The 25,699-nt window shown below is 62.6% G+C and carries 25 protein-coding genes and 1 riboswitch; of the genes, 17 read left to right on the forward strand and 8 right to left on the reverse strand.

Annotated features, from left to right (window positions below; all coding sequences use genetic code 11):
• Window positions 1–5 precede the first annotated feature (5 nt).
• Genes cobN through cobJ form a run of 5 tightly spaced genes read left to right on the forward strand, consistent with a single transcriptional unit; the run spans window position 6 to window position 6,559 of the window.
• A complete protein-coding gene (cobN, locus tag MF268_RS08645; RefSeq protein ID WP_238370465.1) occupies window positions 6–3,305 on the forward strand; it encodes a cobaltochelatase subunit CobN in 3,300 nt (1,099 codons plus the stop codon).
• Window positions 3,302–4,444, forward strand: a complete 1,143-nt coding sequence (gene cobG / locus MF268_RS08650) for a precorrin-3B synthase (protein WP_238370466.1) — start codon at window positions 3,302–3,304, stop codon at window positions 4,442–4,444. The genes cobN and cobG overlap by 4 nt, the downstream gene beginning before the upstream one ends.
• Entirely contained in the window at window positions 4,444–5,073 is a 630-nt protein-coding gene (locus MF268_RS08655) for a precorrin-8X methylmutase (RefSeq protein WP_238370467.1), read from the forward strand. Before cobG ends, MF268_RS08655 begins: the two co-directional genes overlap by 1 nt.
• The gene (locus tag MF268_RS08660) at window positions 5,070–5,795 is read left to right on the forward strand and encodes a precorrin-2 C(20)-methyltransferase (RefSeq protein ID WP_238370468.1); all 726 of its coding nucleotides are present in this window, start codon (window positions 5,070–5,072) and stop codon (window positions 5,793–5,795) included. The genes MF268_RS08655 and MF268_RS08660 overlap by 4 nt, the downstream gene beginning before the upstream one ends.
• The gene (cobJ, locus tag MF268_RS08665) at window positions 5,792–6,559 is read left to right on the forward strand and encodes a precorrin-3B C(17)-methyltransferase (RefSeq protein WP_238370469.1); all 768 of its coding nucleotides are present in this window, start codon (window positions 5,792–5,794) and stop codon (window positions 6,557–6,559) included. Before MF268_RS08660 ends, cobJ begins: the two co-directional genes overlap by 4 nt.
• Here cobJ and MF268_RS08670 read toward each other — a convergent pair.
• Complete coding sequence (locus MF268_RS08670; protein WP_238370470.1) at window positions 6,517–7,287, reverse strand: cobalt-precorrin-6A reductase; 771 nt, start codon at window positions 7,285–7,287, stop codon at window positions 6,517–6,519. The two genes, cobJ and MF268_RS08670, sit on opposite strands and share 43 nt — an antisense overlap.
• Here MF268_RS08670 and cbiE point away from each other — a divergent pair.
• The 7 genes from cbiE (at window position 7,286) to cobF (ending at window position 13,412) form a co-directional block, all read left to right on the forward strand.
• The gene (cbiE, locus tag MF268_RS08675) at window positions 7,286–8,503 is read left to right on the forward strand and encodes a precorrin-6y C5,15-methyltransferase (decarboxylating) subunit CbiE (protein WP_238370471.1); all 1,218 of its coding nucleotides are present in this window, start codon (window positions 7,286–7,288) and stop codon (window positions 8,501–8,503) included. The genes MF268_RS08670 and cbiE overlap by 2 nt on opposite strands.
• Complete coding sequence (locus tag MF268_RS08680) at window positions 8,500–8,862, forward strand: cobalamin biosynthesis protein (RefSeq protein ID WP_238370472.1); 363 nt, start codon at window positions 8,500–8,502, stop codon at window positions 8,860–8,862. The genes cbiE and MF268_RS08680 overlap by 4 nt, the downstream gene beginning before the upstream one ends.
• Window positions 8,859–9,638 carry a precorrin-4 C(11)-methyltransferase gene (gene cobM, locus MF268_RS08685; protein ID WP_238370473.1) on the forward strand — a complete coding sequence of 260 codons (780 nt, stop codon included), beginning with the start codon at window positions 8,859–8,861 and terminating at the stop codon, window positions 9,636–9,638. Before MF268_RS08680 ends, cobM begins: the two co-directional genes overlap by 4 nt.
• Window positions 9,631–10,941, forward strand: coding sequence for a cobyrinic acid a,c-diamide synthase CobB (locus MF268_RS08690; RefSeq protein WP_238370474.1), 1,311 nt, complete (start codon window positions 9,631–9,633; stop codon window positions 10,939–10,941). The genes cobM and MF268_RS08690 overlap by 8 nt, the downstream gene beginning before the upstream one ends.
• Entirely contained in the window at window positions 10,938–11,660 is a 723-nt protein-coding gene (cobA, locus tag MF268_RS08695; RefSeq protein WP_238370475.1) for a uroporphyrinogen-III C-methyltransferase, read from the forward strand. The genes MF268_RS08690 and cobA overlap by 4 nt, the downstream gene beginning before the upstream one ends.
• Before the next feature lie 31 nt (window positions 11,661–11,691).
• A riboswitch (cobalamin riboswitch) is annotated at window positions 11,692–11,878 on the forward strand.
• A 46-nt stretch (window positions 11,879–11,924) separates the two neighbouring features.
• On the forward strand, window positions 11,925–12,602 hold the full coding sequence (locus MF268_RS08700; protein ID WP_238370476.1) for an energy-coupling factor ABC transporter permease: 678 nt from the start codon (window positions 11,925–11,927) through the stop codon (window positions 12,600–12,602).
• Window positions 12,603–12,665: 63 nt separating this feature from the next.
• Window positions 12,666–13,412, forward strand: coding sequence for a precorrin-6A synthase (deacetylating) (cobF, locus tag MF268_RS08705; protein WP_238370477.1), 747 nt, complete (start codon window positions 12,666–12,668; stop codon window positions 13,410–13,412).
• A 165-nt stretch (window positions 13,413–13,577) separates the two neighbouring features.
• Here the strand turns inward: cobF and acnA are convergent, their stop codons facing one another.
• Window positions 13,578–16,352, reverse strand: a complete 2,775-nt coding sequence (gene acnA / locus MF268_RS08710; RefSeq protein WP_238370478.1) for an aconitate hydratase AcnA — start codon at window positions 16,350–16,352, stop codon at window positions 13,578–13,580.
• A 278-nt stretch (window positions 16,353–16,630) separates the two neighbouring features.
• Between acnA and MF268_RS08715 the strand changes: the two genes are divergently transcribed.
• Window positions 16,631–17,332 carry a DUF1223 domain-containing protein gene (locus MF268_RS08715; protein ID WP_238370479.1) on the forward strand — a complete coding sequence of 234 codons (702 nt, stop codon included), beginning with the start codon at window positions 16,631–16,633 and terminating at the stop codon, window positions 17,330–17,332.
• A gap of 9 nt (window positions 17,333–17,341) precedes the next feature.
• Here the strand turns inward: MF268_RS08715 and MF268_RS08720 are convergent, their stop codons facing one another.
• The 5 genes from MF268_RS08720 to MF268_RS08740 form a co-directional block, all read right to left on the reverse strand.
• A complete protein-coding gene (locus MF268_RS08720) occupies window positions 17,342–18,265 on the reverse strand; it encodes a lysophospholipid acyltransferase family protein (protein WP_238370480.1) in 924 nt (307 codons plus the stop codon).
• Window positions 18,266–18,270: 5 nt separating this feature from the next.
• The gene (locus MF268_RS08725) at window positions 18,271–19,143 is read right to left on the reverse strand and encodes a DMT family transporter (RefSeq protein ID WP_238370481.1); all 873 of its coding nucleotides are present in this window, start codon (window positions 19,141–19,143) and stop codon (window positions 18,271–18,273) included.
• 136 nt (window positions 19,144–19,279) lie between these two features.
• Window positions 19,280–20,341 (reverse strand): flagellar motor switch protein FliG, encoded by a 1,062-nt coding sequence (locus tag MF268_RS08730; RefSeq protein ID WP_238370482.1) that lies wholly within the window; start codon window positions 20,339–20,341, stop codon window positions 19,280–19,282.
• Between the two features lie 117 nt (window positions 20,342–20,458).
• Window positions 20,459–20,989: a tetratricopeptide repeat protein gene (locus tag MF268_RS08735; protein ID WP_238370483.1), complete on the reverse strand. Its 531-nt coding sequence runs from the start codon at window positions 20,987–20,989 to the stop codon at window positions 20,459–20,461.
• Between the two features lie 109 nt (window positions 20,990–21,098).
• On the reverse strand, window positions 21,099–21,257 hold the full coding sequence (locus MF268_RS08740; RefSeq protein ID WP_238370484.1) for a hypothetical protein: 159 nt from the start codon (window positions 21,255–21,257) through the stop codon (window positions 21,099–21,101).
• Between the two features lie 267 nt (window positions 21,258–21,524).
• On the opposite strand from MF268_RS08740, the gene MF268_RS08745 reads away from it, so the two are divergent.
• Window positions 21,525–21,827: a hypothetical protein gene (locus tag MF268_RS08745; RefSeq protein ID WP_238370485.1), complete on the forward strand. Its 303-nt coding sequence runs from the start codon at window positions 21,525–21,527 to the stop codon at window positions 21,825–21,827.
• A 228-nt stretch (window positions 21,828–22,055) separates the two neighbouring features.
• On the opposite strand, the gene purB is transcribed toward MF268_RS08745, so the two are convergent.
• Window positions 22,056–23,360, reverse strand: coding sequence for an adenylosuccinate lyase (gene purB / locus MF268_RS08750; protein ID WP_238370486.1), 1,305 nt, complete (start codon window positions 23,358–23,360; stop codon window positions 22,056–22,058).
• 139 nt (window positions 23,361–23,499) lie between these two features.
• Between purB and MF268_RS08755 the strand changes: the two genes are divergently transcribed.
• The 3 genes from MF268_RS08755 (at window position 23,500) to MF268_RS08765 (ending at window position 25,663) form a co-directional block, all read left to right on the forward strand.
• Window positions 23,500–23,913, forward strand: coding sequence for a DUF6314 family protein (locus MF268_RS08755; protein WP_238370487.1), 414 nt, complete (start codon window positions 23,500–23,502; stop codon window positions 23,911–23,913).
• 89 nt (window positions 23,914–24,002) lie between these two features.
• The gene (locus tag MF268_RS08760) at window positions 24,003–24,602 is read left to right on the forward strand and encodes a biotin transporter BioY (RefSeq protein ID WP_238370488.1); all 600 of its coding nucleotides are present in this window, start codon (window positions 24,003–24,005) and stop codon (window positions 24,600–24,602) included.
• A 317-nt stretch (window positions 24,603–24,919) separates the two neighbouring features.
• Window positions 24,920–25,663, forward strand: coding sequence for a heme-dependent oxidative N-demethylase family protein (locus MF268_RS08765; RefSeq protein WP_238370489.1), 744 nt, complete (start codon window positions 24,920–24,922; stop codon window positions 25,661–25,663).
• Window positions 25,664–25,699 lie beyond the last annotated feature (36 nt).

Here is a 25,699-nt window from a genome sequence, read left to right on the forward strand (position 1 = left end):
GACCCATGCATGTGGTGTTTCGCGAAAGTCAGGGGCTGGAGGAAACGGAAAACCCGACTGATCTGGGCCAGAGCCCGGGCGATCTGGTCGTTCTGTCCTTTTCCGACAGCGATCTCGGCGCATTTGCCGCCGGGTGGCACCGTGCGCGCGAAGGCGGTTTCGAACCGACCCTGCGGCTTGCCAACCTGGCTGCGCTGAAACACCCGCTTTCTGTCGACACCTATGTGGAACAGACACTTGCCGGTGCCAAAGGCATCCTGATCCGGCTGATCGGCGGTATTTCCTACTGGTCCTATGGGATTCAGCAGGTTCAGGATCTTGCGCGGCGCAACGGCATCGCGCTCGCGGTCCTTCCGGCCGATGGCCGCGCCGATCCGCGACTGGATGAGGTGTCGACCCTGCCGTTCTCGACCCTCGCGCGGCTGACCCGGCTCTGCGATATGGGCGGCACCGTCTCGGCGCAGGCCGCGCTGGCGCAGCTTGCGCTTGCCGCCGGGTTTTACGCCGGTCCGGTGCGCGGTGCCAAGGCGCTGCCGCAGGTCGGGCTCTGGCATCCCGGGGATGGCGTGATCTGCCCGCTCTCGGCCTATCCGGTCACCCGGGATCGCCCCCGCGCGCTGATCACCTTTTACCGCGCCTATCTCGCCGCCGCCGATACCGCGCCGATCAAATCGATGTATGACGCGCTGACAAGGCAGGGGTTCGACGTGGCAACGCTCTTTGCGCCCTCGCTCAAGGCCCCCGAGGCCGCTGGCTGGATCGAACGGCAAGTGCAGGGCCTCGCGCCCGACATCATTGTCAACGCGACTTCTTTCTCGGGCATCGGCGCTTCGGGACATTCCCCGCTCGACGTGGCCGGTGTGCCAGTCATGCAGGTCGCGCTCTCCACCTCGGGTCGCAAGAAGTGGGACGCATCCGAACGTGGCTTGTCGCCCAGCGATCTGGCCATGCATGTAGTTCTGCCAGAGGTCGATGGCCGTCTCTTTGGCGGTGTCGTGTCCTTCAAGGAACCCGGCCAGCGGGACACGGCGCTGGAATTCTCCCGTGCGGCCCATATGCCCGAGTTTGACCGTATCAAGGCCATTGCCCGGCGGGCTGCACGACTGGTGCACTTGAAGTGTACGGATAATGTACGGAAATCACCCGCTCTGATCCTGTCCACCTATCCCGGTAAGGACTGGCAGATGGGCCATGCGGTTGGGCTGGACGCTCCGGCCTCGGCCGAGGCGATTCTGACCTCGCTGGCCGGGCAGGGATGGCAGATCGAACCGGGTGCGCCGCTCACGCACTCCCTGCGGTCCGAGACGCTTTGCTGGCCGCTGTCAGATTACCGCGCTGCGCTGGGAACCCTGCCGCAATCGCTCCGCGACGATCTGAACGCGACTTGGGGCGATCCAGAGGACGATCCCGCCTGCAAAGACGGTCATTTACATTTCAAGGCCACCCGGCGCGGCGCCGCGCTGGTCGCGCTGCAACCCGAACGCGGGCAACTCGCGCAGCGCGAGGACGATTACCATGATCTTTCCCGAACGCCACGTCACGGCTATGTCGCCTTTTACCTCTGGATGCGCCACGCGCTGGGCATCGACGCGCTGATCCACATCGGCGCGCATGGCACGCTGGAATGGCTGCCCGGCAAGGCCGTAGCCCTCTCCGATGCCTGCTGGCCCGAGGCGCTGATCGGCGACCTGCCGGTGATTTATCCCTTTATTGTCAACGACCCGGGCGAAGCAGCTCAAGCAAAACGGCGCATCGGCGCCCTGACGCTGGGCCACCTGCCGCCCCCGATGAAAGCAAGCAAAACGCCCGACCGGTTCATTCATCTCGAGGCGCTGCTCGACGAGTTCTCGAACGCCGACGGGCTCGACCCGCGCCGTCGCGACAGGTTACAGGCTGACATCCGGGCCGAGGCGCAATCTCTCGGGGTCGAGGCCGATCTTGGTCTCGATACCGCTTCCAGCACCGCCGAGGCAATTACCCGCATCGACCGCTTCGTCTGCGACATCAAGGAAAGCCAGTTCGGAGACGGGCTGCACATCCTCGGCCAGCCGGTGACCGAAGGTGCACCCTTTGCGACGGATCATTCAGTTTCTAACGAAATCAACAGCCTGCATGCCTCCCTTAAAGCGGAACGCATCCCCGCCGGTCCTTCCGGTTCTCCCTATCGCGGCCGCCACGACGTGCTGCCCACGGGTCGTAACCTCTTCACCACCGATCCGCGTTCTGTGCCTACCCGATCCGCCTATGCGCAGGGGGTAAAACTCGCCGAGGAACTGGTGCGTCGTCACCTTCAGGATCACGGCGATTATCCCAAGGGGCTGGTCGTCGACCTCTGGGGGTCGGCCACCATGCGGACAGCGGGCGAGGAATTTGCCATGGCGCTCCACTTGCTGGGCGTGCGGCCGGTCTGGGACAAGGGGAGCGAGCGTGTCTCGGGGATCGAGATCCTGCCAATCACCGAACTTGACCGCCCGCGACTGGATGTGACGCTTCGAGTCTCGGGTCTTTTTCGTGACGTGTTCCCCTCACTCTCCAGCGTCTTCACGCAGGCAATACAAATGCTTGCGGGCCGTGATGAAAGTTCCGACTGGAACCCTTACGCCGGGCACAAGGCCAACGCGCGGGTCTTTGGTCCGGCCCCGGCAAGCTATGGTCTGGGCATGGGGCATCTGGCAGAAACCTTTACGGAGGAAGCCCGCGCCGCCGCCGGACAGGCCTGGCTGGATGCAAGCGCGTGGTCGATGGATGGCGCGCAGATCACCCGCGATGGCGCGGGCATCGCGGCACGCGTCGCCAATGCCGATGCCTTCGTTCACCCGCAGGACCTGCCGGAAAGCGATCTGCTCCTCGCCGCCGACTACGCCACCCATGAGGCCGGGTTTGCTGCCGCGAAATCCATCACCGGCGGGCGCAAGGCGGCGCTCTATCACCTCGACAATACCCGGCCCGACACGCCGCGCGCCCGCGCGCTGGCCGAGGAAATTGCCCGCGTGGTGCAGGCCCGCGCCGCCAATCCCGATTGGATCGCGGGCATGCGGCGGCACGGCTTTCGGGGCGCGGCGGAAATTGCGGCAACCTTGGATCACATGGCCGCATTCGCCAATCTCGCCGATGCAGTTGGCCCGCATCTCTTTGATCTTTATTACGAATCCACGCTGGGCGACGCCGAGGTCGACCGCTTTCTCCAAACCGAAAATCCCGAGGCGCATCGCGCCATGCAAGACCAATTCGCCGCGCTCGATGCCGCCGGGCTCTGGCAGACCCGGCGCAACTCTATCCGCGCCCGACTGGACCAACCCGCATGAACATGCCGCGCGTCTCCCCTCCCGAGGTCAAGGGCTGGTGCCCCGGTGCCTTTACCCCGATGCGCTCGGGTGACGGGCTGATCCTGCGCATTCGCCCGCATATGGGTCGGCTGAGCCGCGCGCAGGTGCTTGGCCTTTGCGCTGCCGCGCAGGAACACGCGAGCGGCTTTATCGACCTGACCAACCGCGCCAACCTGCAGCTGCGCGGCGTGCGCGACGAGGCCTATGATGCGCTGCTCGCGGCACTGCTGAAACTCGACCTGCTCGATCCTGACCCAGAGACGGAACGCCGGCGCAACATGATCGTCACCCCCTTCTGGCAGACCGGCGACCTGACCGAACGCCTTGGGCTTGAGCTGATCAGCCGTCTCTCCGAACTTCCTGACCTTCCAGCAAAATTCGGTTTTGCCATTGATAGCGGCAGCGCCCCGGTGCTGGGCGCGGATTCTGCCGATATCCGGGTTGAGCGGACCGAGACGGGCGGCGTGCTGGTACGGGCCGACGGGGCGGAATGGGCCCGCGCGGTCGATCTCGACCGGGCCATCGATATGGTCATTGAGCTTGCCCAGTGGTTTGCCGAAAACAGCGATCAGGATCGGCGTCGCATGGCGCAGGTGGTCCAACATCTGCCACAGGACTGGCGGCAGGAACTGCCCGCTCCCTCTGCGCCGCCGGGTCGGGCGGGGCCGCGTGGCGGCGGCATGATGGTTGGCACGGCCTTTGGATCCTGTCCGGCGGTTGCCTTAGCAGAACTCATGCGCCAAAGCGACGCCGGCGAGCTGATCCTCACCCCGTGGCGGCTGTTCTTCCTCCCCCGTGTCACCACTTTGCGCAGGCCCGGTTTCATCACCGATCCACAGGATCCGCTTTTGCGTGCAAGAGCCTGTCCCGGCGCGCCATTTTGCACTTCGGCCAGTGTCGAAACCCGCCGGATTGCCACCGAACTCGCACCGCGCGTCTCCGGCGATCTGCACGTCTCGGGGTGTAGCAAGGGTTGCGCCCATCCGCGCAAGTCCGATGTCACGCTCGTCGGGGTCGAGGGCCGCTTTGATCTTGTCCGGAACGGCGCATCGTGGGATGACCCGGTGCGGCGCGGATTGACGCCCGATGAATTATTGTCCGGGGTGGAACCTCTCTGATGCCTTACGAATACCAGACCGACGGCGCGGCGATTTACGCGCAATCCTTTGCCACGATCCGCGCCGAGGCCGATCTTGCCCGGTTCGACGCGGACGAAGAACAGGTCGCCGTGCGCATGATCCACGCCGCCGGGATGGTCGGACTTGAGGAACATATCCGCTTTTCCCCCGGTTTCGTGACTGCCGCCCGCAACGCCCTGAACGCGGGCAAGCCGATCCTTTGCGATGCGCGTATGGTCAGCGAAGGGGTCACGCGCCCGCGTCTGCCTGCCGATAACGCGGTCATCTGCACCCTGCATGACGAGGGCGTGCGCGAAAAGGCGACTCAAATGGGAAACACGCGCTCCGCCGTCGCGCTGGAACTCTGGCGTCCGCATCTTGAGGGCGCGCTGGTGGCGATCGGCAATGCCCCCACGGCGCTGTTCCACCTGCTGAACATGCTCGAAGACCCTGAATGCCCGCGCCCGGCGGCTATCATCGGCTGTCCGGTCGGCTTTGTCGGCGCGGTCGAATCCAAGGACGCGCTGTGGGAGGCACAGCCGGTTCCCAGCGTCATCGTCAAGGGCCGCCTCGGCGGCAGCGCGATCACCGTCGCCGCGATCAACGCCATCGCGAGCCGTGCGGAATGAGCGGGACAGTCTATGGTCTCGGCCTCGGGCCCGGCGATCCTGACCTGCTGAGTGTGCGCGCGGACCGGCTCTTGCGGCAGGCGCGCCACGTGGCCTTCTTTCGCAAGGCGGGTCGCAAGGGGCAGGCGCGCCAGATCGTCGAGAGTATGATCCCGGCAGATGCTGTCGAAATCCCGATGGAATATCCGGTTACGACCGAAATCCCGCTAAGTGATCCGCGCTATAACGAGATTCTGTCCGCCTTTTATGCCGAGCAGGCAAAAAAACTTTCGGCGCTGGTGGCCGACGGGCATGACATCGTGGTCCTCTGCGAGGGTGATCCGTTCTTTTACGGGTCATTCATGCACCTGCATTCTCGGCTTAAGGACGTCGCAAAGGTCGAGGTCGTACCCGCGATCACCGGCATGTCAGCGGCATGGACAGCGACAGATATGCCGATCACCTGGGGCGATGACGTGCTCACCGTTCTGATGGGCACGCTGCCCGAGCAAGAGCTGCGCCGCCATATGCAGGATACCGACGCGCTCGTCATCATGAAGATCGGCACTAATATCGCCAAGATCCGGCGCGCGCTTGATGCGGTCGGCCTGACCGAGAAAGCGTGGATGGTGCAATACGCCGCGATGCCGCGCCAGACCGTGACACCGCTGGTCGAGGCGGATTGCGAAAAGGCACCCTATTTCTCGATCATCGTGGTGCATGGACAGGGGCGGCGCCCGTGACGGGCCGCGTGACCATCGTTGGCCTAGGGCCGGGGGCTGATGACCTCGTGACGCCCGAGGTGATGGCCGCGCTTGCGCAGGCGACAGATGTCTTCGGCTATATCCCTTACATCAAACGCATCCCTCCGCGCGAGGGACTGACGCTTCACGCCAGTGACAACCGGGTCGAAATCGAACGCGCCACCCATGCGCTTGAAATGGCCGAGGCTGGGCGGAAGGTTGTTGTCGTCTCTTCCGGCGATCCGGGCGTTTTCGCGATGGCTTCCGCCGTGTTCGAAGCGATGGAACTTGATCTCGACCGCTGGCGCGAGACCGATGTGCAGGTCATGCCCGGCATCACCGCGATGTTGGCCGCCGCCGCCCGCGCCGGGGCGCCGCTTGGCCATGATTTCTGCGCTATCAATCTTTCGGACAATCTCAAGCCCTGGTCCCTGATCGAAAAACGCCTGCGCCTTGCGGTCGAAGGCGACTTTGCCATGGCCTTCTACAATCCGCGCTCGAAGTCCCGTCCCGAGGGGTTCGCGCGGGCGCTGACGGTATTGCAAGAGACCTGCGGCGATGCCCGTCCGGTCATATTCGCCCGCGCCGTATCGACGCCGGAAGAGGAGTTGGCTTGGGTCCCGCTGACCGAGGCGACGCCGGAAATGGCCGATATGCGCACCGTTGTCATCGTCGGCAGTTCCTTGACCCGCGTCATCACCCGCAGCGGCGCACCGCTGATCTACACGCCCAGATCGGTGCCGGACACGCCGGAGGGTGTATGAGAAAGCCATCTCATAACATCCTGAATATCATGGGTTTCTTGCCGGTCGGGCAGGGCGGGGCGGTCGATCATCAGCACCGGAATTCCCAGTTCGCGGGCGGCATCGATCTTTGCCCGCGCAGCGCTGCCGCCCGCGTTCTTCGAGACGACAAGGTCGATGGCGTGGCGCTCCATCAATGCCCGGTCACCGTGGAGCGTGAAGGGGCCGCGCGACACTTCGACCGCGTATTCCGGAAACGGCAGCGTGCCGGGCACATCGACCAGCCGCAACAGGTAGAAGTGCTGGCGCAGGGGCGCAAAGGATTCGAGGTGCATGCGCCCGATCGCCAGCATTACGCGCTGCCTCGCCCCCTCCAGCGCGCGCACCGCGGCAGGAATATCCGGCACATGCTGCCAGCAATCCCCGGCCTGCGCGACCCACGGCGGTCGCGTCAGCGCGATCAGCGGAATATTGTTCATCTGCTGACAGGCGGCAATCGCATTCCGGCTCATCTGCGCAGCAAAGGGATGGGTGGCGTCGACCACATGGCTCACCGCGTTTTCGCGCAGCCAGTTCGCGAGCCCGTCGACCCCGCCAAATCCGCCCGTGCGGATCGGCAGTGGTTGCAGTCGGGGCTTTTCGACCCGGCCAGCATAGGAAAACACCCCGTCGATCCCGGCGTCGCTCACTGCCTTGGCCAGCGCCGAGGCTTCGCTTGTGCCGCCAAGGATCAGCAGGTTCGGTTTCATGTCTGACACGCGCTCCAATGACGGCCCATGGCTTACGATTATCGGAATTGGCGAGGATGGGCCAGACGGTCTGACCGCCGAAAGCCAAGCTGCTTTGGCTGATGCCGAAATAGTCATGGGCGCCGAACGCCATCTATCTCTGATCCTGGAAACCAAAGCTGAAACAGTGACTTGGCCGGTGCCGTTCAAAGATGGATTGAATCTGCTCGATGGCTATCGCGGGCGCACCACCGTGGTTCTGGCCTCGGGCGATCCTTTCTGGTTCGGCGCGGGATCGGTTCTTGCGGGCCGATATGAGCGCGCGGAATGGCGAGCGATCCCGGCGATCTCTACGTTCCAGCTGGCCGCGGCCCGAATGGGCTGGCCGCTGGAGAAAACCTCCTGCCTCGGCCTGCACGCGGCCCCCTTGTCGCAATTGCGCCCTCGTCTCGCGCCGAAGGCCCGGATGATCGTATTGCTCCGCGATGGTGAGGCGGTCGGCACCTTGGCGAACTGGCTTGTCGAGACAGGTTTCGGTGACAGCGACCTCACGGTTATGGAGGCTCTTGGCGGTCCGCGCGAAAGGCTGCGCAGCCGGAAAGCACAGAGCTATGAGCTTAACGATGTGGTCCATCCGGTCTGCGTCGCGCTGGAGTGTCAGGGTACGGGGGCGGTCATGCCGCAAAGTTCCGGCCTGACGGACGACTGGTTCGATCATGACGGGCAGATCACCAAACGACCGGTGCGCGCGCTGACCCTCTCGGCCCTTGCGCCACGCCCTTTCGAACATCTCTGGGACATCGGAGCCGGATCGGGATCGATCGGGATCGAATGGTTGATGCGCGATACCAGCCTGACCGCGACGGCCTTTGAAAGTAACATAAGCCGCGCAGCAAGAGTATCTGAAAATGCTGATAAATTCGGCTTGGGTGGGCGCATGAAGGTGGTCGAAGGGAAGGCAATCGACCACATCAATCAGCACCCCAGTCCAGATGCAGTTTTTATCGGCGGCGGGCTGGAAGAGCGGCTGCTGCAAAAGCTCTGGGCCATCCTGCCGACCGGCACCCGGCTTGTCGCGAATGCCGTGACGCTTGAAAGCGAGGCTTTGCTGGCAAACTGGCAAGCCAACAAGGGCGGAGACCTCCTTCGGATCGAACTTGCCGAGGCCGTGCCGCTGGGACGTAAACGCGGCTGGAAATCCGCCTATCCCATCGTTCAGTGGAGCGTGACCCTATGATTGTCGCCGGTTTCGGTTTTCGTCAGACGGCAACACTGGCAAGCCTTCAATCCGCGCTGGCCGCCACAAAGGCGGCGCCAACTGCCCTTGCCGCACCACATGATAAATGCGCCGCAAGCATATTGATAAATCTTGCAAATTCCATGAACTTGCCGCTCATCCCAGTGCGCGCCGAAGACCTTTCGAAAGCGGAAACGCTGACCCGGTCCACACGAGTGATGGAAGAACGCGGCACGGGAAGCGTCGCCGAAGCCGCCGCACTGGTTGCAGCGGGACCCGGCGCGCGGCTACAAGCGCCCCGATGCGTGTCGCAAGATCGACTGGCCACCTGCGCCATTGCCGAAAGGAAGATGCCATGACCGTTCATTTCATCGGTGCCGGGCCGGGCGCGGCCGATCTTCTGACCCTGCGCGGTCGCGATATCATCGCCTCCTGTCCGGTCTGCCTCTATGCAGGTTCCTTGGTGCCGCAGGAAATCCTGTCGCATTGTCCCGAGGGCGCGCGCATCGTGAACACCGCGCCGCTCGACCTCGACGCCATCATCGCCGAGATCAAAACAGCTCATGACGACGGTCAGGATGTGGCGCGTCTGCATTCCGGCGATCTGTCGGTCTGGTCGGCGATGGGCGAACAGCTGCGCCGCCTGCGGGCCGAGGGCATTCCCGTCAGCGTGACACCCGGTGTGCCGTCATTCGCCGCTGCCGCCGCCGCCATCGGGGCCGAATTGACCCTGCCAGGTCTCGCGCAATCGGTGGTCCTGACCCGCACGCCGGGCCGTGCCTCGGCAATGCCGACAGGCGAGAGCCTTGCCAATTTTGCGGCCACCGGCGCGACGCTGGCCATTCACCTGTCGATCCACAACCTCGCGCAGGTGGTAGCGGACCTGACGCAGCCCTATGGTGCGGATTGCCCGGTTGCCGTGGTTTATCGCGCCAGCTGGCCCGATCAAAAAATCCTCCGCGGCACGCTTTCCGATATTGAGTCGCAGATGAGCGCCGAGATCGAGCGCACCGCGCTGATCCTTGTCGGCCCCGCGCTGGCTGGCGAAGGTTTCGACGAAAGCTGTCTCTATTCAACGGATTACGACCGGAGGTTCAGGCCGCAGCAGGCCAATGGAGGACGCTGGAATGAATAACCCGCCCGGCATCCTGATTTCCGCCCCCGGGTCCGGCACTGGCAAAACCACGGTCATGCTCGGCCTCTTGCGCGCGTTTGCCGAAGACGGCCTCGCCGTGCAGCCCTTCAAAAGCGGCCCGGATTACATCGACCCGGCCTTTCACCTAGCCGCCGCCGGGCGCAACAGCTTCAACCTCGATACCTGGGCGATGGATGACGGGCTGCTCTCTGCCGTCGGTCAGCAGGCCGAGGGTGCCGACTTGGTCATCGCCGAAGGGTCGATGGGCCTTTTCGACGGGGTCGCCTTCAAGGGCGCGACCGGGCAAGGCACCAGTGCGGAAACCGCGATCCGCATGGGCTGGCCGGTGGTTCTGGTCCTTGATGTCAGCGGGCAGGCGCAATCCGCCGCCGCCACGGCGCTTGGCTTTGCGACCTATCGCGACGACATCAACCTTGCCGGGGTCATCCTCAATCGCGTTGCCAGCCCGCGACACGAACGGCTGACCCGGCTCGGCATGGAAAAGGCCGGGGTCAAGGTTCTCGGCTCCTTGCCGCGCCGGGGTGACCTGACCCTGCCAGAGCGTCACCTTGGCCTGATACAGGCGGTCGAACACCCGGATCTTGATGCTGCCATCGCCGGTTACGCGGCCTTCCTGCGCGAAAACGTCGATCTCGCAGCGATCCGCGCCGCTGCCACCAGCCACCCGCTAGCCCAGACGGGCAGCCTGCCAACACCGCCCGCCCAACGCATCGCGCTGGCCCGGGACGCGGCGTTTTCCTTTACCTATCCTCATCTGCTCGAAGGCTGGCGCAACGCTGGGGCCGAGATCCTGCCGTTCTCCCCTTTGGCGGACGAGGGACCGGACCCCGACGCCGATCTGGTCTGGCTGCCCGGCGGCTATCCGGAACTGCACGGCGCAACGCTGGCCAATGCTCAGACCTATCTTAAGGGCCTTCGCAAACACGCCGAAACCAGGCCCGTCCACGGCGAATGCGGGGGCTACATGGCGCTGGGGCGGGCGCTGATCGACAAGGAAGGCAACCGTCACCAGATGGCCGGACTTCTTGGCCTCGTGACCTCTTACGAGAAACGCAAGTTCCACCTCGGCTACCGTCTCGCCCGGCTCAACGTCGCGATGCCCGGCCAGCCCGAGGGCACCCATCTGCGCGGCCATGAATTCCACTATTCCACGATCCTCGAGGAACCGGATGCACCGCTGGCCCATGTCACCGATGCCGAAGGCGCCGAGGTCCCGGAAACCGGCTCGATCAAGGGCCATGTGACCGGCACTTTCTTTCACCTGATCGCGAGGTCCGCATGACCGGGTTCGTCAGTTTTGTCGGCTCCGGCCCCGGTGACCCGGAGCTTCTGACGCTCAAGGCAGTGGACCGGATGAAGCGCGCCGATGCGATCCTGTTCGACGATCTTTCCTCGGGCCCGATCCTGGCCCATGCCGGGCGCGGGGCCGATCTGGTCGGAGTCGGCAAGCGGGCAGGGCGACCCTCGCCGAAACAGGACCATGTCAGCCGCCTGCTGGTCGATTACGCAAAAACCGGCGCCCGCGTGGTGCGGCTCAAATCCGGCGATGGCGGCATGTTCGGCCGGCTCGAGGAAGAGCTGATCGCCCTGCGCGAGGCAGGGATCAACTATGAGATCATCCCCGGCATCCCCTCGGCCTGCGCCGCCGCCGCTGCCGCCGGAATCCCGCTGACCCGCCGCCTGACCTCGCGGCGTGTGCAGTTCGTCACCGGCCACGATGTTTCGGGCGCCTTGCCCGAGGATCTGAACCTTGCCGCGCTGGCCGATCCGCTGGCAACCACCGTCGTTTTCATGGGCAAACGGACTTTTCCGCGCCTCGCCGATCTGCTGATCGGTGCAGGCCTGCCGCCCGATACACCCGCGCTTCTGGCCGAATCCGTCTCGACCCCGGATCAGCAGTTGATGCGCTCCACAGTCGCCGGTCTGGCCGAACGTTTCGCCGATGATCCGGGGCCCGCCCCGGCGCTAATCCTCTACGGCGCTCTGGCAACCGCCTCTTAACGGTTTCTTCCTTGACCTGAAGGCATGATTTGGCCAATGGTCACGAAACGGTGCTCTCATTTGCGTGAGGGTTAAAAGGGAATGGGGTGCAAGGCCCCGACTGCCCCCGCAACTGTAAGCGGTGTGCCTGTTCAGCGATCCACTGGCGATGCCGCCGGGAAGGAAGAACAGGGCCGATAGCCGCGAGTCAGGAAACCTGCCGTATGAAACCAATTGGGCCTCAAGGCCCGCAAAATCGCCGGGGTTGGCGGAAGGAGACGACAAATGCATATCGAACCAGGCATCGTGCATGGCGCAAAAATGGCGCTGGCCTATGGCACAGCGGCCGCAGCGGCGGGCTATTCGCTCAAGATGATCGCGGATGACCTCAAGACTCACGCGGTGCCGTCTTTTGTCGCCCGCGCCGCTCTTGCTGTCGTGGCCGTGCTGGTCTTCTTCGAAATCCTGCCGCATTTCCCGGTCGGCGTGTCCGAAGTTCACCTGATCCTCGGCACCACGCTTTTGTTGCTTCTCGGCACTGGCCCGGCAGCGGTCGGCCTTGCAGGCGGTCTCGCGATCCAGGGCATGTTCTTCGCCCCAACCGATCTGCCGATGTATTTCGTCAATGTCACCACGCTGCTGGTACCGCTCTTTGCGATCCACGCCATGGCGCGCAAGGTGCTGCCGCAGGGCGTCGCTTATGTGGACCTCGGCTACGGCGACGTGTTGAAGCTTTCCGTAGCCTACCAGGGCGGTATCGTCGCCTGGGTCGCTTTCTGGGCCTTCTACGGCCAGGGTGTCGGCGCGGAAACCTTCGCCTCGGTTGCCACCTTCGGTGTCGCCTACATGACCGTCGTGCTGATCGAACCCATCGCCGATCTCGCGGTTCTCTGGCTTGCCAAATCGCTGCGTGGCCTCGAAAAATCCGGCCTCGTCACCCGCCGCCTCTACAACGCGGCCTGAAGACCGGCCAAACCCTGAAGAAAGGAAGCCCCGGTCGCGCAGGCGCCGGGGCTTTTGCATGGCATGGAACATCTTTTCCTGATCGGTATCGGCACCGGTAATCCCGAACATGTCACCGGCGAGGCCCGCCGCACCCTGCGCGAGGCCGACCTTATCCTGATCCCCCGCAAAGGCCCGGACAAGGCCGATCTGGCCGACCTGCGCCAGCAAATCTGCGCTGAGGTGCTCGACGATCCCGCCGCCGTCATCCGCGAATTCGACCTGCCGGTCCGCGATGCCTCGGGGGATTACCGCAAAGGCGTGGACGATTGGCACGATGCCATCGCAATGGCATGGGCTGAAGCTATCGCGCGCCACGAAAAACCCGTTCACCGCGTGGCCTTGCTGATCTGGGGCGATCCTTCCCTCTATGACAGTTCGCTCAGGATCGCCGCCCGGCTCACCCCCCAGCCGATGATCCGCGTGATCCCTGGCATCACCGCGATGCAGGCGCTCACCGCCGCCCATGCGATCCCGGTGAACGACATCGGCGCGCCCTTCATCGTCACCACCGGCCGCCAGATCCGCGATCACGGCTGGCCCGCCAACACCGACACGGCGATTGTGATGCTCGACGGCCAATGCTCTTTCCAGTCTCTCCCGGCAAAAGACTTCGATATCTGGTGGGGCGCTTATCTCGGCATGAAGGAAGAACTCCTGATCCGCGGCCCCCTCGACATCGTCGCGAATGAAATCGTCGCTCGCCGCGCCCAGGCACGGGCCGAGCACGGCTGGATCATGGACATCTACCTCCTGCGCCGCCGCCGCTAACCCGCGCCCCGCCGCCAAAGACAAAATCCCCTGCTTCTTTGGGTTCTTAAAATATCCCCGCCGGAGGCTCCCGCATCCGCACCCCGCGCCAACGTCCGCGCAAAGAAAAACCCCCGGTCCAAGAGAACCGGGGGCTTCTACAAATCCTGACGGATTTTTAAAGGCTTACGCCGCTTTCGCGAGGTTGCGCAGCACGTAATGCAGCACGCCGCCATGTTCGATGTATTCGATCTCGATGGCCGTATCGATCCGGCATTTCAGCTTGATCGACTTGGTCGAGCCATCCGCCATCACGATATCGCAATCGACCACTTCCTGCGGTTTGATCGTGTCGAGTCCGTGGATCGAAACAGTCTCTTCGCCGGTCAGACCCAGCGATTTGCGGGTATCGCCCCCGGTGAACTCGAACGGTATGACGCCCATGCCAACAAGGTTCGAGCGGTGGATACGCTCGAAATTCTCGGCGATCACCGCCTTCACGCCCAGCAGTGCCGTACCTTTGGCCGCCCAGTCGCGCGAGGACCCCGCGCCATACTGTTCGCCGCCAAAGATCACCAGCGGGGTGCCGGCTTCCTGATAGGCCATGGCTGCGTCATAGATCGCTGCCTGTTCGCCATCGGGGCCCTTGGTATAGCCGCCTTCGACCCCGTCCAGCATCTCGTTCTTGATACGGATGTTGGCAAAGGTCCCGCGCATCATCACCTCGTGATTGCCACGACGCGACCCGTACGAGTTGAACTCGCGCACGGGCACCTGACGCTCGACGAGGTATTTCCCGGCCGGGGTGGTCTCCTTGAACGATCCCGCCGGCGAGATGTGGTCGGTGGTGACCATGTCGCCGAGCACCGCCAGTACACGCGCGTTCTCGATGTTGGAAATCGTACCCGGATCTTTGGACATGCCCTGGAAGTAAGGCGGGTTCTGCACATAGGTCGAGCTCGCGGGCCAGTCATAGGTCTCGCCACCGGAAACTTCGACGCCCTGCCACTTGTCGTCGCCCTTGAACACGTCGGCGTATTTATCCTGGAAGGCATCGCGGGTGACGGTCTTTTCGACCAGCTCAGCGATCTCTGCATTCGAGGGCCAGATGTCTTTCAGATAGACATCGTTGCCGTCCTTGTCGGTGCCAAGCGCGTCCCTGGTGATGTCGACATTCATGTCGCCGACAAGCGAATAGGCCACGACCAGCGGCGGCGAGGCAAGGTAGTTCGCACGCACATCGGGGGAGATACGGCCCTCGAAGTTCCGGTTGCCCGACAGGATCGAGGTCCCGATCAGATCGTAATCGTTGATCGCCTTGGAAATCGGTGCCTCGAGCGGGCCCGAGTTACCGATACATGTGGTGCAGCCATAGCCGACAAGGTTGAACCCGATCGCGTCCAGATGTTCTTGCAGGCCAGCGGCTTCAAGATACTGCGACACAACCTGCGACCCCGGTGCCAGCGAGGTTTTCACCCAAGGCTTGCGGGTCAGACCCAGCTCATGCGCTTTCTTGGCCACCAGACCGGCGCCGATCATCACATAGGGGTTCGACGTGTTGGTGCAGGAGGTGATCGACGCGATCACGATGGACCCGTCATGCAACTGGTAGGCACCGTCATCGGTCTTGTACCAGCCCTTGGCGTGATGGCCTTCGTCGCCCGGAATGTCGCGCGGCTCGGGCGCGCCGCCTTCACCTTCCCAGCGGACTTCTTCCTTGACCGAGGCATCCTTACCGCTGCGCACGCCCTTGACATATTCAGCGAAAGCAGGGGCGGCTTTGTCGAGCGCGATGTAATCCTGCGGGCGCTTCGGACCCGAGATGGCGGGCACGATCGTGCCCATGTCCAGTTCCAGCGTCGAGGAATAGACCGGGCTGTAATCCGCGCCGCGCCACATGCCGTTTTCCTTGGCATAGGCTTCGACCAGTTTCACGCGGGCTTCGTCGCGGCCGGTATTGCGCAGGTAACGCAGGGTTTCGTCGTCGATCGGGAAGAAACCACAAGTCGCGCCGTATTCCGGTGCCATGTTGGCGATGGTCGCACGCTGTGCCAGCGGCAGGTTATCCAGACCTTCGCCATAGAATTCGACAAATTTCGACACCACGCCATGTTCGCGCAGCATTTCGACGACTTTCAGCACGAGGTCGGTACCGGTGGTGCCTTCCATCATCTCGCCGGTCAGCTTGAAGCCGACAACTTCGGGAATCAGCATCGAAATCGGCTGGCCCAGCATCGCGGCTTCGGCCTCGATCCCGCCAACACCCCAGCCAAGCACGGCCGCGCCATTCACCATGGTGGTGTGGCTGTCGGTGCCGACCAGCGTATCGGGATAGGCGACTTCCTCGCCGTTCTGGTCCTTGTCGGTCCAGACGGTCTGGGCAAGATACTCAAGGTTCACCTGGTGGCAGATGCCGGTGCCCGGCGGCACAACGCGGAAGTTTTCAAACGCGGTCTGGCCCCATTTCAGGAACTCGTAGCGCTCCATGTTGCGCTCGTACTCGCGGTCCACGTTCATCTGGAAGGCGCGCGGGTTGCCAAATTCGTCGATCATGACCGAATGGTCGATCACCAGGTCGACGGGGTTCAGCGGGTTGATCTTTTGCGCGTCGCCGCCCAGAGCCTTGATGCCGTCGCGCATCGCGGCAAGGTCGACAACGGCGGGAACGCCAGTGAAATCCTGCATCAGCACGCGGGCGGGGCGATAGGCGATCTCGCGCGGGTTCTGGCCACCGTTCGCGCCCCATTCGGCAAATGCCTTGATGTCGTCGGTGGAAACGGTCTTGCCGTCCTCGAAACGCAGCATGTTCTCAAGAACCACTTTCAGCGCGGCTGGCAGGTTCGAGAAATCGCCCAGACCGGCTTCGGTCGCGGCGGGAATCGAGTAATACGAGATGGTAGTGCCGTCCACGCTCAGCGATTTGCGTGTTTTGGCGGTGTCCTGTCCGACGGTGATGGGCATGAATGGCCTCCTCATTATGCGGAAAATGGGAATTCGCTACACGCTATCTGCCTCAGCCCGCGTTGGCATTCAATAGCGATCATCTTCCCGATGCCATTTTTTGTATACCATTGCACACAATTTGTGATCGCTTAGGGTTTTTGTTGGTTTTTTGTCGCGCTCAAAGATTATCAGGCGGGATTCGCGGCAGCTTTATCACCATTGTTTCACCTATGATTGATTGGCCATTACAAGCGGTGCCGACTACACCAGCCGCACGCTCACCCGGAAAGATGAATATGAAACTGCCCGCTACCCTTCTTGCCGCAGCCCTCTCCCTGATACCTGTCAGCTTGTGGGCCGAGGACGATCCGGTTGTGGTCGAACTGTTCACCTCGCAGGGCTGTTCCTCCTGTCCGCCTGCCGACCGGCTGCTCAAGCGGCTCACCGAACGCGGCGACGTGATCGCGCTCGCGCTGCATGTGGATTACTGGGATTACATCGGCTGGGTGGATGAATTCGCCGATCCGGCCTTTACCAAGCGCCAGAAACGCTATGCCAAGGCGGCGGGCCGCCACATGATCTACACGCCGCAGATGATCGTGAACGGTCTCGATGATCTGGTGGGGGCACATGACCTCAAGCTGACCGACCTTATCGCGGCGCATAAGGAAAAACCCCCTCGTGCCCGGATCAGCCTAGCAGAGAATGACACGGAACTGACCATCACCATCGCGCCCCTGGCCGGGCCGCTCAAAGGTCCGTTCGACGTGCATCTCGTGACCTACGAACCCGAGCAGACGGTCAAGATCAAAAAGGGCGAAAACGCCGGTCTCAGCCTCGATTACGTGAACGTGGTGACAAGCTGGACGCACGTGGGCACATGGGACGGTCAGGGCGAAACCGTCATGGAGACGGAGCTCGGCGGTCCGCTGCCGACCGTCGTGATGGTGCAGGAAACCGGACCCGGAGAGATCCTCGCCGCTGCCGTCGCGGATTAAGCGAACCGCTTAACCGGGCCGGTCGGTTTCCAGACCTACGTCGAACCACGGTTTCCAGCGCCGGTGAATCCAGAACCACTGGCCCATATGCTCGCGCACAAGGGCTTCAAGCCCGTCGTTCAGATCCTGCGTCATGGTCTTGGCGTCGGTGTGAGGAATCGGCGGGTGCATGACGATCTCGAATTCCAGCCCGTTCTCCTGCCGGATCGCATAGACCGGCAGCATGATTGCGTTATGCTTCAGCGCCAGTTCCGCCGGCACAGTCGAGGTCACCGCCGGTTTACCAAAGAAATCGATCGCGACGCCGCCATGGCTGTGCAGGTCTCCGACAATCGCGATCAGCCCGCCGCCTTTAAGGTGGCGTACCATCTCGATCATGCCGCGCCGTCCCTGTTCGAACATCGGCGTGCCGACCGCCGACAGGGCGCGCACGTAATGCTCGTTGAAATAGGGGTTGGCCATCCGGCGATAAAGTGCGCCGATTTCATAGCCGCGATTGATCATATGCGCCCGCGCGGCATCGTAGTTGCCGAAATGCCCGGTCATGAAGACCACCGGACGGCCCTCGGCCCGCGCTTCTTCCAGTGCGGCAAGGCCGGGGCCGGTAACCTTGGCCGCGTAGGCGCGTTCTAGAAAGGGACGCCCGGAGTACAGTTCGATCAGCGCGCGCCCCGCATTGTCGGGCACCTCGCGGCATAGCCGCTCAACATCCGCCTTGGGCAGCTCGGGCATCACCAGTTTCAGGTTGTTGCGTATTCGTTTGCGCCCGCCCGCCAGCGGGCTCAGCACCCGCGACACCAGCCACCCCATCATTGGCACCCGCCAGCGATAGGGCACAAGCAGGGCAAGCCCGATCAAAGCCCGCAGCACGAGGTTGCTGCAGAAATACCCGGCGCGCGCCGGTCTGGAGAGTTGGGAAATGTCAGCAGGCACAGGCGTCAGCGCAATTGGTATGTTTCACGATACCAGACATAAAGACCCGCCCCCGCGATCACAAGGGAACCGATGATGGTCCAGCCGTCGGGCATTTCCGAGAACAGTGTCATCCCCCAAAACGCCGCAAAGGCCAGATTGAGGTAGTTATAGGGCGCCAGCATCGTCGCTTCGCCACGCGTAAAGGCTTGAATCAGCGCCATCTGCCCGATTGTCCCCGCCAGAACGATCATGATCATCAGCCCGATCGAGGTCGCATCCGGCGTCACCCAGCGGAACGGCACCGCGATGCTCAGCAGGATCGTGCCGACAAGCCCGGTGTAAAAAAGCGAGGTCCAGACATCCTCATCCGGGCCAAGCCGCCGCGTCAGCAGCGAATAGCTGGAATAGGACAGGGCGGCGGCCAGCGGGAAAAACGCTGCCGGTGTAAACACGTCGCTGCCGGGCCGGATGATGATCAGCGCCCCGATGATGGCGACGACGATGCCGGTGATCCGGCGCGGCCCCAGTCTTTCTCCAAGGAAAAGCGCCGCCCCCAGCGTGATCAGCACCGGGTTGGTCGCCATCAGCGCGGCCGCATCGGTCAGCGGAATAAAACTCAGCCCGGTGAAAAAGAACGCGGTCGCGCTCATCAACAGGATCGAACGAAAGATCTGCAGCTTGGGATAGCGGGTGCGCACCACACGGCTGAACCTCGGCAGGATCAGGAGGGTCACAAGCGCCATCTGGCCCGCATAGCGCACCCAGAGCGAGGGCAGCACACCGACCCTTGGCGCCAGCGCCTTCACGCTCATGTCCATGACGGAAAAGCAGAAAATCGCGGTGACCATCAATAGGATGGCGCGATTCTGGTCCGACATGGGGACAGAGGTGCTCATTCCGTCACGGCCAGGCCGGGCAGGCAGGAGAGATCGAAACAGGCGGGGTAAGCGTGCATACTGTACCTGTTAAGCGTCTCTCTCCGAACTGTCCATGCCGTTCGTCGCCGTTACACCGCCAAGCGGTCGCGGGGGATCACTCTTCCTCTTCGTCGTCCTCTTCCGTCTGCATTTCGATATCGCCCAGATCGAAAAGTTCGCGGATCGAAGCTACAACTGCCCCCATGGCCTCTTCGGCCTCTTTCTTTTTGACCTTACCCTTGTCGGTAATCTCGTCGCGCAGGTTGTCCGCCATGCGCTGGGACATGTTGTCGAACAGGAAATCGACAACGCCCGAGGTCTCGGGGTCGGTGGCGCCCGCCATCGCGGTGACAAGCACCGCCGGATCGCAGGCTCGTACCACCGCAGGCACATCCGCCGGTTTCACCCGGATCGAGATATGGGCGAAGGTAAAGATCTCCTTGCGGACCCTTTCGGCGAATTCGGCATCGGTCTCGTCCAGCCCGGTCAGCATGTCGTCACGAGTCTTTGCCGCCGACTGGTTGAGAATGGCGCCCACGCGCGTGTTGGGCCGCGCCTGAAAGGCGATTTCAGGGCGCTCATCAAGCTGTGCGGCCAGCGACAGGCCGATCCGGTCCACCGCCTCGGGCGTCACGGATTCGGTCTGCGATACCGCGTAGGTAATGCGCCGGGCCAGCGGCCCGGGCAGTTTGCCAAGCAGTTCCGCCGCCTTCTTTGTCTCGATCTTTGACAGCAGCACCGCCGCGACCTCGATGCTTTCTTTTTCCGCGAATCCGATCAGGTCCTCGATGGGCAGGGCGCGCAGCCGCTCCCACGGGTCGCCCAGCTGCCGCACCCCGGCCTCTTTGCGCAGACGGTTGGCGGTCTGGCGGCTGATCTTGCCGTCGAGCGCGTTCAGCGCCCCCGCGATCCCGTTGGTAAAGGCCAGCCCGACCCGCTCCAGCTCATCCGCGAATTCATCGACCACCGAGGCCAGCGTATCACGGTCGATCAGGCCCATCTGGCCCATCTGCTGCGTAAGTTTTTCCTGAAGATCCTCGGGCAGGGATTCCAGCGGAATATCCGTGCCATCGTTGATCAAGAGCCGGACCACGATGGCCGCCTTGGCCCGTGCATCCAACTGTTTCGGTGCGCCGCCGGTTTTCATCGGCGACGGTGCCGGGCCCGACGTCATCATCGGGAGCCCCGGAAAGCCCAGATCGTCTTGCAAAACTACGCCCTCGTTAACAAAAAATCGCCCCTTCCAGAGGTCGGGGCAATCTAGGACGAAAGTCGTAAATATTAACTGAAACGATCAGTAGCTATAGGTCATTCCGGTACGGATCGCCTTGCGCAGAGAAGCCTCGGCCCAGCTGCCTTCGCCGCCGCGTGCCTTGATCTCGCGCCACTGGGCGATGGCTTCATCGGTGCGGCCTTCTGCCACGAAACCCTGCGCCATATAGGACCGCGCCAGCATATTGTCCGGGTTGGACGCAATCGCCTTCTCGTAGAACATGTTGGCGGTTTCAAGATCGCCCATCTTGCGGTGGGTAAAGCCCCAATAGGTCAGGACACGGTCGTCCTGCTGATCGGGCATCTGGGCCAGAACCGCCTGCGCATCGGTGTAGCGCCCGGCATAGGCCAGCTCGCGCACCGCGCCGTAAAGCGTGTCGGTATCGAGCGAGGATTCCTTGGGATCGACGCAAGACTGGGTCTTGTCGTCCCAGATCTGTGTGCCTTCGCACTCGCTCGTGGTTTTCGTGGTCTTGGGCGGGCTCGACATGTCACTGCCAGCCGCAAAGGCAAAACTTGGCATCGCAACCGCGAAGGCAAGAAGAATACGCATAATGAACTCCAATCAGAAACGGGGCCGCCTGCGAATAACCATGCGATTCCATCTCGGGTTATCCGCAACCGGCATTGAACTCGTGATCAGACTAGTAGGGGATTCGGGTTCAGCCCGTAACCTGCTTCACACAAGATTGCGATTGTGCGTCCCAGCTCGTGCCTTCGGCGCAGGATTGGGCGCGTTTTTCGGAATTGCACCCCATCGCAAGGCCAAGGGTGGGAACAAGGGTCACGGCAAGGGCAGTCAGGGCGGCTTTGATCGGCATCAGTTTCGTCCTCTCTTGTGCTGAGTATATGCAATCAGGCTAAACCCGATTGACGCTGCGTCAAAACGCTTTTGGCCCCGCTCACGCGTCTGTGCAGTGATTTGGCCCCGGATGCATCGGAATTGATTTTTTCCGGTGCTTAGTTACCCTGTGGTTGAACCATCCGGCAATTTCCGCGTTGCGATGATAGTGCACCGGACAGGCCAAAACCCGACAGGGCAGGCGACCCGCGCGGCTACGGACACGTTTTTTTGAAAAGGAAAACCCATGCGTTGCACGAAATTTCTCAAGGCCCTGCCGCTTGCGGCCCTCCTTGTCAGCGCTCAGAGCCTGCCTCTCGCGGCTGCCGGTCTCGCCCCGATAGCGGCCCCCGGCAAATACGAGCGCATCTGCGCCACTCGACTGGCCACCCGTCTCGGTGTGCCGCTCTTCACTATCCGATACGCCCCGCGTGACGTCACCGACGTCGGAAACACTGTGGTCCACGTCCATTCCAACGACGGCCTAGGCCGCGCCGCCTGCGAGATCAGCAGCAGGGGCGTGGTGGTGCAGGTGGTTATTCAGGTGTGACGGCAGAGGTTGCGTTGAAGGCGTTCAGGCCAAAGTCGAATCCAAAGTGGCCATGCTGCGAAAGTCCGGCGCTACCCTGACCGCCGTTGACGCGAGTGAGCGAATAAACTGGAATTCAGAGCCGTCGGGGCAAAGATGGCTCTCATGGTCATCAGACATTGAGCTAGTGCCACGCACAGAAAAGGGCCCACGCTGGGCCCTTTGAACGCATTGCGTTTTCGGCAGTGATCACTCCCCGAACACACGCTTGAAAATCGTATCCACGTGTTTCGTGTGGTAATCCATGTCGAATTTTTCGTTGATCTGCTCTTCGCCAAGCGCAGCGACGACGTCCTTGTCGCCCAAGAGCTGTTCGCGGAAATCGACGCGGTCTTCCCAGACTTTCAGCGCGTTGCGCTGCACCATCGCATAGGCGTCCTCACGGCTCACACCGGCCTGCGTAAGCGCAAGCAGAACACGCTGGGACATCACCAGACCGGGGAACTTGTTCATGTTGTCGAGCATGTTTTCGGGGAAGATCAGCATGTTCTCGACCACGCCCGCCAGCCGGTTCAGCGCGAAATCGAGCGTGATGGTCGCGTCGGGGCCGATGCCGCGCTCGACCGAGGAATGCGAAATATCGCGCTCGTGCCAGAGCGCCACGTTCTCCATCGCCGGGATCACCGCCATGCGGACCAGACGCGCGAGGCCGGTTAGGTTCTCGGTCAGCACCGGGTTCTTCTTGTGGGGCATCGCCGATGAGCCTTTCTGACCCATCGAGAAGAACTCGGCCCCCTCGAGCACTTCGGTACGCTGCATGTGGCGGATTTCGATCGCGACGTTTTCGATGGAGGAGGCGATGACGCCCAGCGTAGCAAAGAACATCGCGTGACGGTCGCGCGGGATCACCTGGGTCGAGATCGGCTCGGGCTTGAGACCCAGCTCTGCGCAGACATGCTCTTCGACGGCGGGGTCGATATTGGCGAATGTGCCCACCGCGCCGGAAATCGCGCCGGTGGCGACCTCTTCGCGCGCCGCCTGCAGACGTGCCTTGTTGCGGTCCATCTCGGCATAAAACCGGGCAAAGGTCAGACCCATCGTGGTCGGCTCGGCATGGATGCCGTGGCTGCGGCCCACGCGCACGGTCATCTTGTGTTCCATCGCGCGTTTCTTGAGCGCGGCCAGAACCTTGTCCATATCGGCCAGCAGGATATCGGCGGCCCGCACAAGCTGCACGTTCAGGCAAGTGTCCAGCACGTCCGATGATGTCATGCCCTGATGGACAAATCGCGCTTCCTCGCTGCCCACATGCTCGGCCAGATGGGTAAGAAACGCGATTACGTCATGCTTGGTGACGGCCTCGATCTCGTCGATCCGGGCGACGTCGAACTCGACATCCTTGGCTTTCCAGACGGCCTCGGCATTCTCGCGCGGGATCACGCCCAGATCGGCCATCGCATCGCAGGCATGGGCTTCGATCTCGTACCATATGCGGAATTTCGTCTCCGGGGACCAGATAGCGACCATGTCGGGCCGGGAATAGCGGGGGATCATTGGCAGCAGCACCGTTTGTTGATTGCAAGAGTGTTCGCCCGCGTCTTAGACCGGAGGCGTCAGGTCAGCAAGACGGGGGAGCGCCGCGCGCTCCGAATTGCGACGGGAAAACGGGAAAGAGAGGGTGAAAAGGGCTGCGATGGCGACGAAACCGCTGAAACTCGCCGATTTCGAAGGCGACTGGACGCTGACCCGGCGGATTCTGCAAAAAGACGCGCCAGCCGCTCGGTTCGAGGGCACGGCGCGCTGGCTGCCGGATGGCGACGGCATGGCCTATCATGAAAGCGGCACACTGACGCTGGTCGGCCAGCCGCCGATGCAGGGCGAGCGCCGCTATCGCTGGCACGAGGATCTGACAGTCTGGTTCGAAGATGGGCGGTTTTTCCATCAGGTGCCGGGGCAGGGCGGGGCGACGGGCCACTGGTGCGATCCGGACCTTTATCGCGTGCAATACCGCTTTGGCCGCTGGCCCGATTTTGAAACAGTCTGGCGGGTGACCGGTCCGCGCAAGAATTACGCGATGATCAGTAATTTCATCCGGTTGGACGCATAGCGTCAGGTCCGGCGCTAACATCATAGACGCTTGCGATGGCCCTTCAACTCGGGCATCTAAATACGAAACACCATTTCCGGAGGAATAACATGTCGTCAGTTTCTACCACGCGGGTACTCAGCCAAAGCTTTGGCGCGCAGGAAGGCACCGCGCTCCGTCTCAAGCAGGCGGCGCTGGTGGTTGTCGGGATCGCGATTCTGGCCATCTGTGCTAAGATTCGTGTGCCGATGTGGCCGGTGCCGATCACCATGGGCACATTTGGCGTGCTGGCGCTTGGCGCGGCCTATGGCGCGCGGCTCGGTCTGGTGACGATCCTTGGCTACATGGTTATCGGCATGCTTGGCTTTGATGTCTTCGCGGGCAGCTCGGCCGAAACCAATGGCATCGCCTACATGATGGGCGGCACCGGTGGCTATCTGGTTGGCTACGTTCTGGCGACCGCCGTTCTGGGAGTGCTGGCCGCGCGTGGCTGGGACCGCTCCTTTGGCTGGATGGCGCTGGCGCTGCTGATCGGTAACGTTGCGATCTACGTCCCCGGCCTTGCATGGCTCGGCACGCTCTACGGCTGGGACAAGCCGATCCTCGAGTGGGGCCTGACCCCCTTCCTCGTCGGCGACGTGATCAAGCTGGCACTGGCAGCCATGCTGCTGCCCACCCTGTGGAAGCTGACCGGCAAAGCCCGCGGCTGATCCGCAACTTATTGAATACATAGGGCGGTCCGGTGGGCCGCCCTTTTTCGTTGAGCTGGACGCCTGCGGAAGAGGTGCTCGGGGGGTGTACAGATTGTGTACGGCTTCTGTACGGATCGTGCATCTGCTTTTCCGGTTCTACGCCCGGGCTCGCACTTTCTCATGCGTCCTGTGAGCAGGCGCCGACCTAGGCCCAAGTTTTCGGATTTGATCAAATCTAGGGCGGTTGATCGGAGCCGATCGGAAAACCTCTCATGAACGCGGCGTTCCGGGCGATTCCGGCTCGGGTTTTTCGCTGACCAGTGCTAGGGCAGGGCATGACCACGCCGTTACAGAAAACTTTGCCTTATGAGCCGGTTGCGCAGCGTGCCCTGCCGGGAATCCAGCCCCTGCCGCCCGAGGAGTGGCTGATCATTGACGAAGCCTATGCAGGCCAGATGGCGCTGAGGGACGCGTTGCTTGCCGATCATCGGGACAAGGTGCTGGCGCTGGATGACTCGGCCCATGAGGCCGCGCTGGAAATGCTCGATATGGTGCTGCAACGGGCTTATCCCGGCGCGGGCGATACTGTGACGCGCCCGGATGGGGTGACGGTTCCGATCAATAGGGACGATCCGCTGGCCACTATCGGCAGGCTGATTCAGGAAGACGTCAATATCCTGCAAAAGCAAGGGGATGAACATGTGCTGACCGGTGGCGTCATGTGCTTTCCCGCCAGCTGGACGCTGTCGGAGAAATTCATGCGCCCAATGGTGCGCATCCACAAGCCCGTTACCGACTATGACAAAAACATCGCCAAGCGGGTACAACGGCTGTTTGACGGCATCCGTCCGGGCAAACCGCTCTGGCGGTTCAACGTGCTGGGGTATCACGATCCGGCCTTGCACCAGCCCCGCACCGAAGACGCGCCTCGCTACAAAAAGTCCCCGAAACCAGCGGGTTACCTGCGCAGTGAGCGTCAGGTCATGATGCGACTGCCACGCACGGGTGCGGTGGCCTTTATCATCCATACCTATGTGATCGCGCGCAAAGATGCGCCGCCAGGCGTGTTGGACACCTGACGGCGCGGGGGGACCGGTTTACCGGACAGATTGCGG

Origin of the sequence: Heliomarina baculiformis, from assembly GCF_019966545.1 — a bacterium.
Lineage (GTDB): Bacteria > Pseudomonadota > Alphaproteobacteria > Rhodobacterales > Rhodobacteraceae > Heliomarina > Heliomarina baculiformis.

What these genes read in the sequence shown, in the direction of transcription:
- MF268_RS08725 (WP_238370481.1), bottom strand. Translation starts at nt 19,143, where the DNA reads ATGAGCACCTCTGTCCCCATGTCGGACCAGAATCGCGCCATCCTATTG.
- acnA (WP_238370478.1), bottom strand. Translation starts at nt 16,352, where the DNA reads ATGCCCATCACCGTCGGACAGGACACCGCCAAAACACGCAAATCGCTG.
- MF268_RS08700 (WP_238370476.1), top strand. Translation starts at nt 11,925, where the DNA reads ATGCATATCGAACCAGGCATCGTGCATGGCGCAAAAATGGCGCTGGCC.
- cobA (WP_238370475.1), top strand. Translation starts at nt 10,938, where the DNA reads ATGACCGGGTTCGTCAGTTTTGTCGGCTCCGGCCCCGGTGACCCGGAG.
- MF268_RS08690 (WP_238370474.1), top strand. Translation starts at nt 9,631, where the DNA reads ATGAATAACCCGCCCGGCATCCTGATTTCCGCCCCCGGGTCCGGCACT.
- cobM (WP_238370473.1), top strand. Translation starts at nt 8,859, where the DNA reads ATGACCGTTCATTTCATCGGTGCCGGGCCGGGCGCGGCCGATCTTCTG.
- cobN (WP_238370465.1), top strand. Translation starts at nt 6, where the DNA reads ATGCATGTGGTGTTTCGCGAAAGTCAGGGGCTGGAGGAAACGGAAAAC.
- cobG (WP_238370466.1), top strand. Translation starts at nt 3,302, where the DNA reads ATGAACATGCCGCGCGTCTCCCCTCCCGAGGTCAAGGGCTGGTGCCCC.
- cobF (WP_238370477.1), top strand. Translation starts at nt 12,666, where the DNA reads ATGGAACATCTTTTCCTGATCGGTATCGGCACCGGTAATCCCGAACAT.
- MF268_RS08745 (WP_238370485.1), top strand. Translation starts at nt 21,525, where the DNA reads ATGCGTTGCACGAAATTTCTCAAGGCCCTGCCGCTTGCGGCCCTCCTT.
- MF268_RS08735 (WP_238370483.1), bottom strand. Translation starts at nt 20,989, where the DNA reads ATGCGTATTCTTCTTGCCTTCGCGGTTGCGATGCCAAGTTTTGCCTTT.
- MF268_RS08730 (WP_238370482.1), bottom strand. Translation starts at nt 20,341, where the DNA reads ATGATGACGTCGGGCCCGGCACCGTCGCCGATGAAAACCGGCGGCGCA.
- cbiE (WP_238370471.1), top strand. Translation starts at nt 7,286, where the DNA reads ATGTCTGACACGCGCTCCAATGACGGCCCATGGCTTACGATTATCGGA.
- MF268_RS08765 (WP_238370489.1), top strand. Translation starts at nt 24,920, where the DNA reads ATGACCACGCCGTTACAGAAAACTTTGCCTTATGAGCCGGTTGCGCAG.
- MF268_RS08670 (WP_238370470.1), bottom strand. Translation starts at nt 7,287, where the DNA reads ATGAAACCGAACCTGCTGATCCTTGGCGGCACAAGCGAAGCCTCGGCG.
- MF268_RS08655 (WP_238370467.1), top strand. Translation starts at nt 4,444, where the DNA reads ATGCCTTACGAATACCAGACCGACGGCGCGGCGATTTACGCGCAATCC.
- purB (WP_238370486.1), bottom strand. Translation starts at nt 23,360, where the DNA reads ATGATCCCCCGCTATTCCCGGCCCGACATGGTCGCTATCTGGTCCCCG.
- MF268_RS08715 (WP_238370479.1), top strand. Translation starts at nt 16,631, where the DNA reads ATGAAACTGCCCGCTACCCTTCTTGCCGCAGCCCTCTCCCTGATACCT.
- MF268_RS08680 (WP_238370472.1), top strand. Translation starts at nt 8,500, where the DNA reads ATGATTGTCGCCGGTTTCGGTTTTCGTCAGACGGCAACACTGGCAAGC.
- MF268_RS08755 (WP_238370487.1), top strand. Translation starts at nt 23,500, where the DNA reads ATGGCGACGAAACCGCTGAAACTCGCCGATTTCGAAGGCGACTGGACG.
- MF268_RS08740 (WP_238370484.1), bottom strand. Translation starts at nt 21,257, where the DNA reads ATGCCGATCAAAGCCGCCCTGACTGCCCTTGCCGTGACCCTTGTTCCC.
- MF268_RS08760 (WP_238370488.1), top strand. Translation starts at nt 24,003, where the DNA reads ATGTCGTCAGTTTCTACCACGCGGGTACTCAGCCAAAGCTTTGGCGCG.
- MF268_RS08660 (WP_238370468.1), top strand. Translation starts at nt 5,070, where the DNA reads ATGAGCGGGACAGTCTATGGTCTCGGCCTCGGGCCCGGCGATCCTGAC.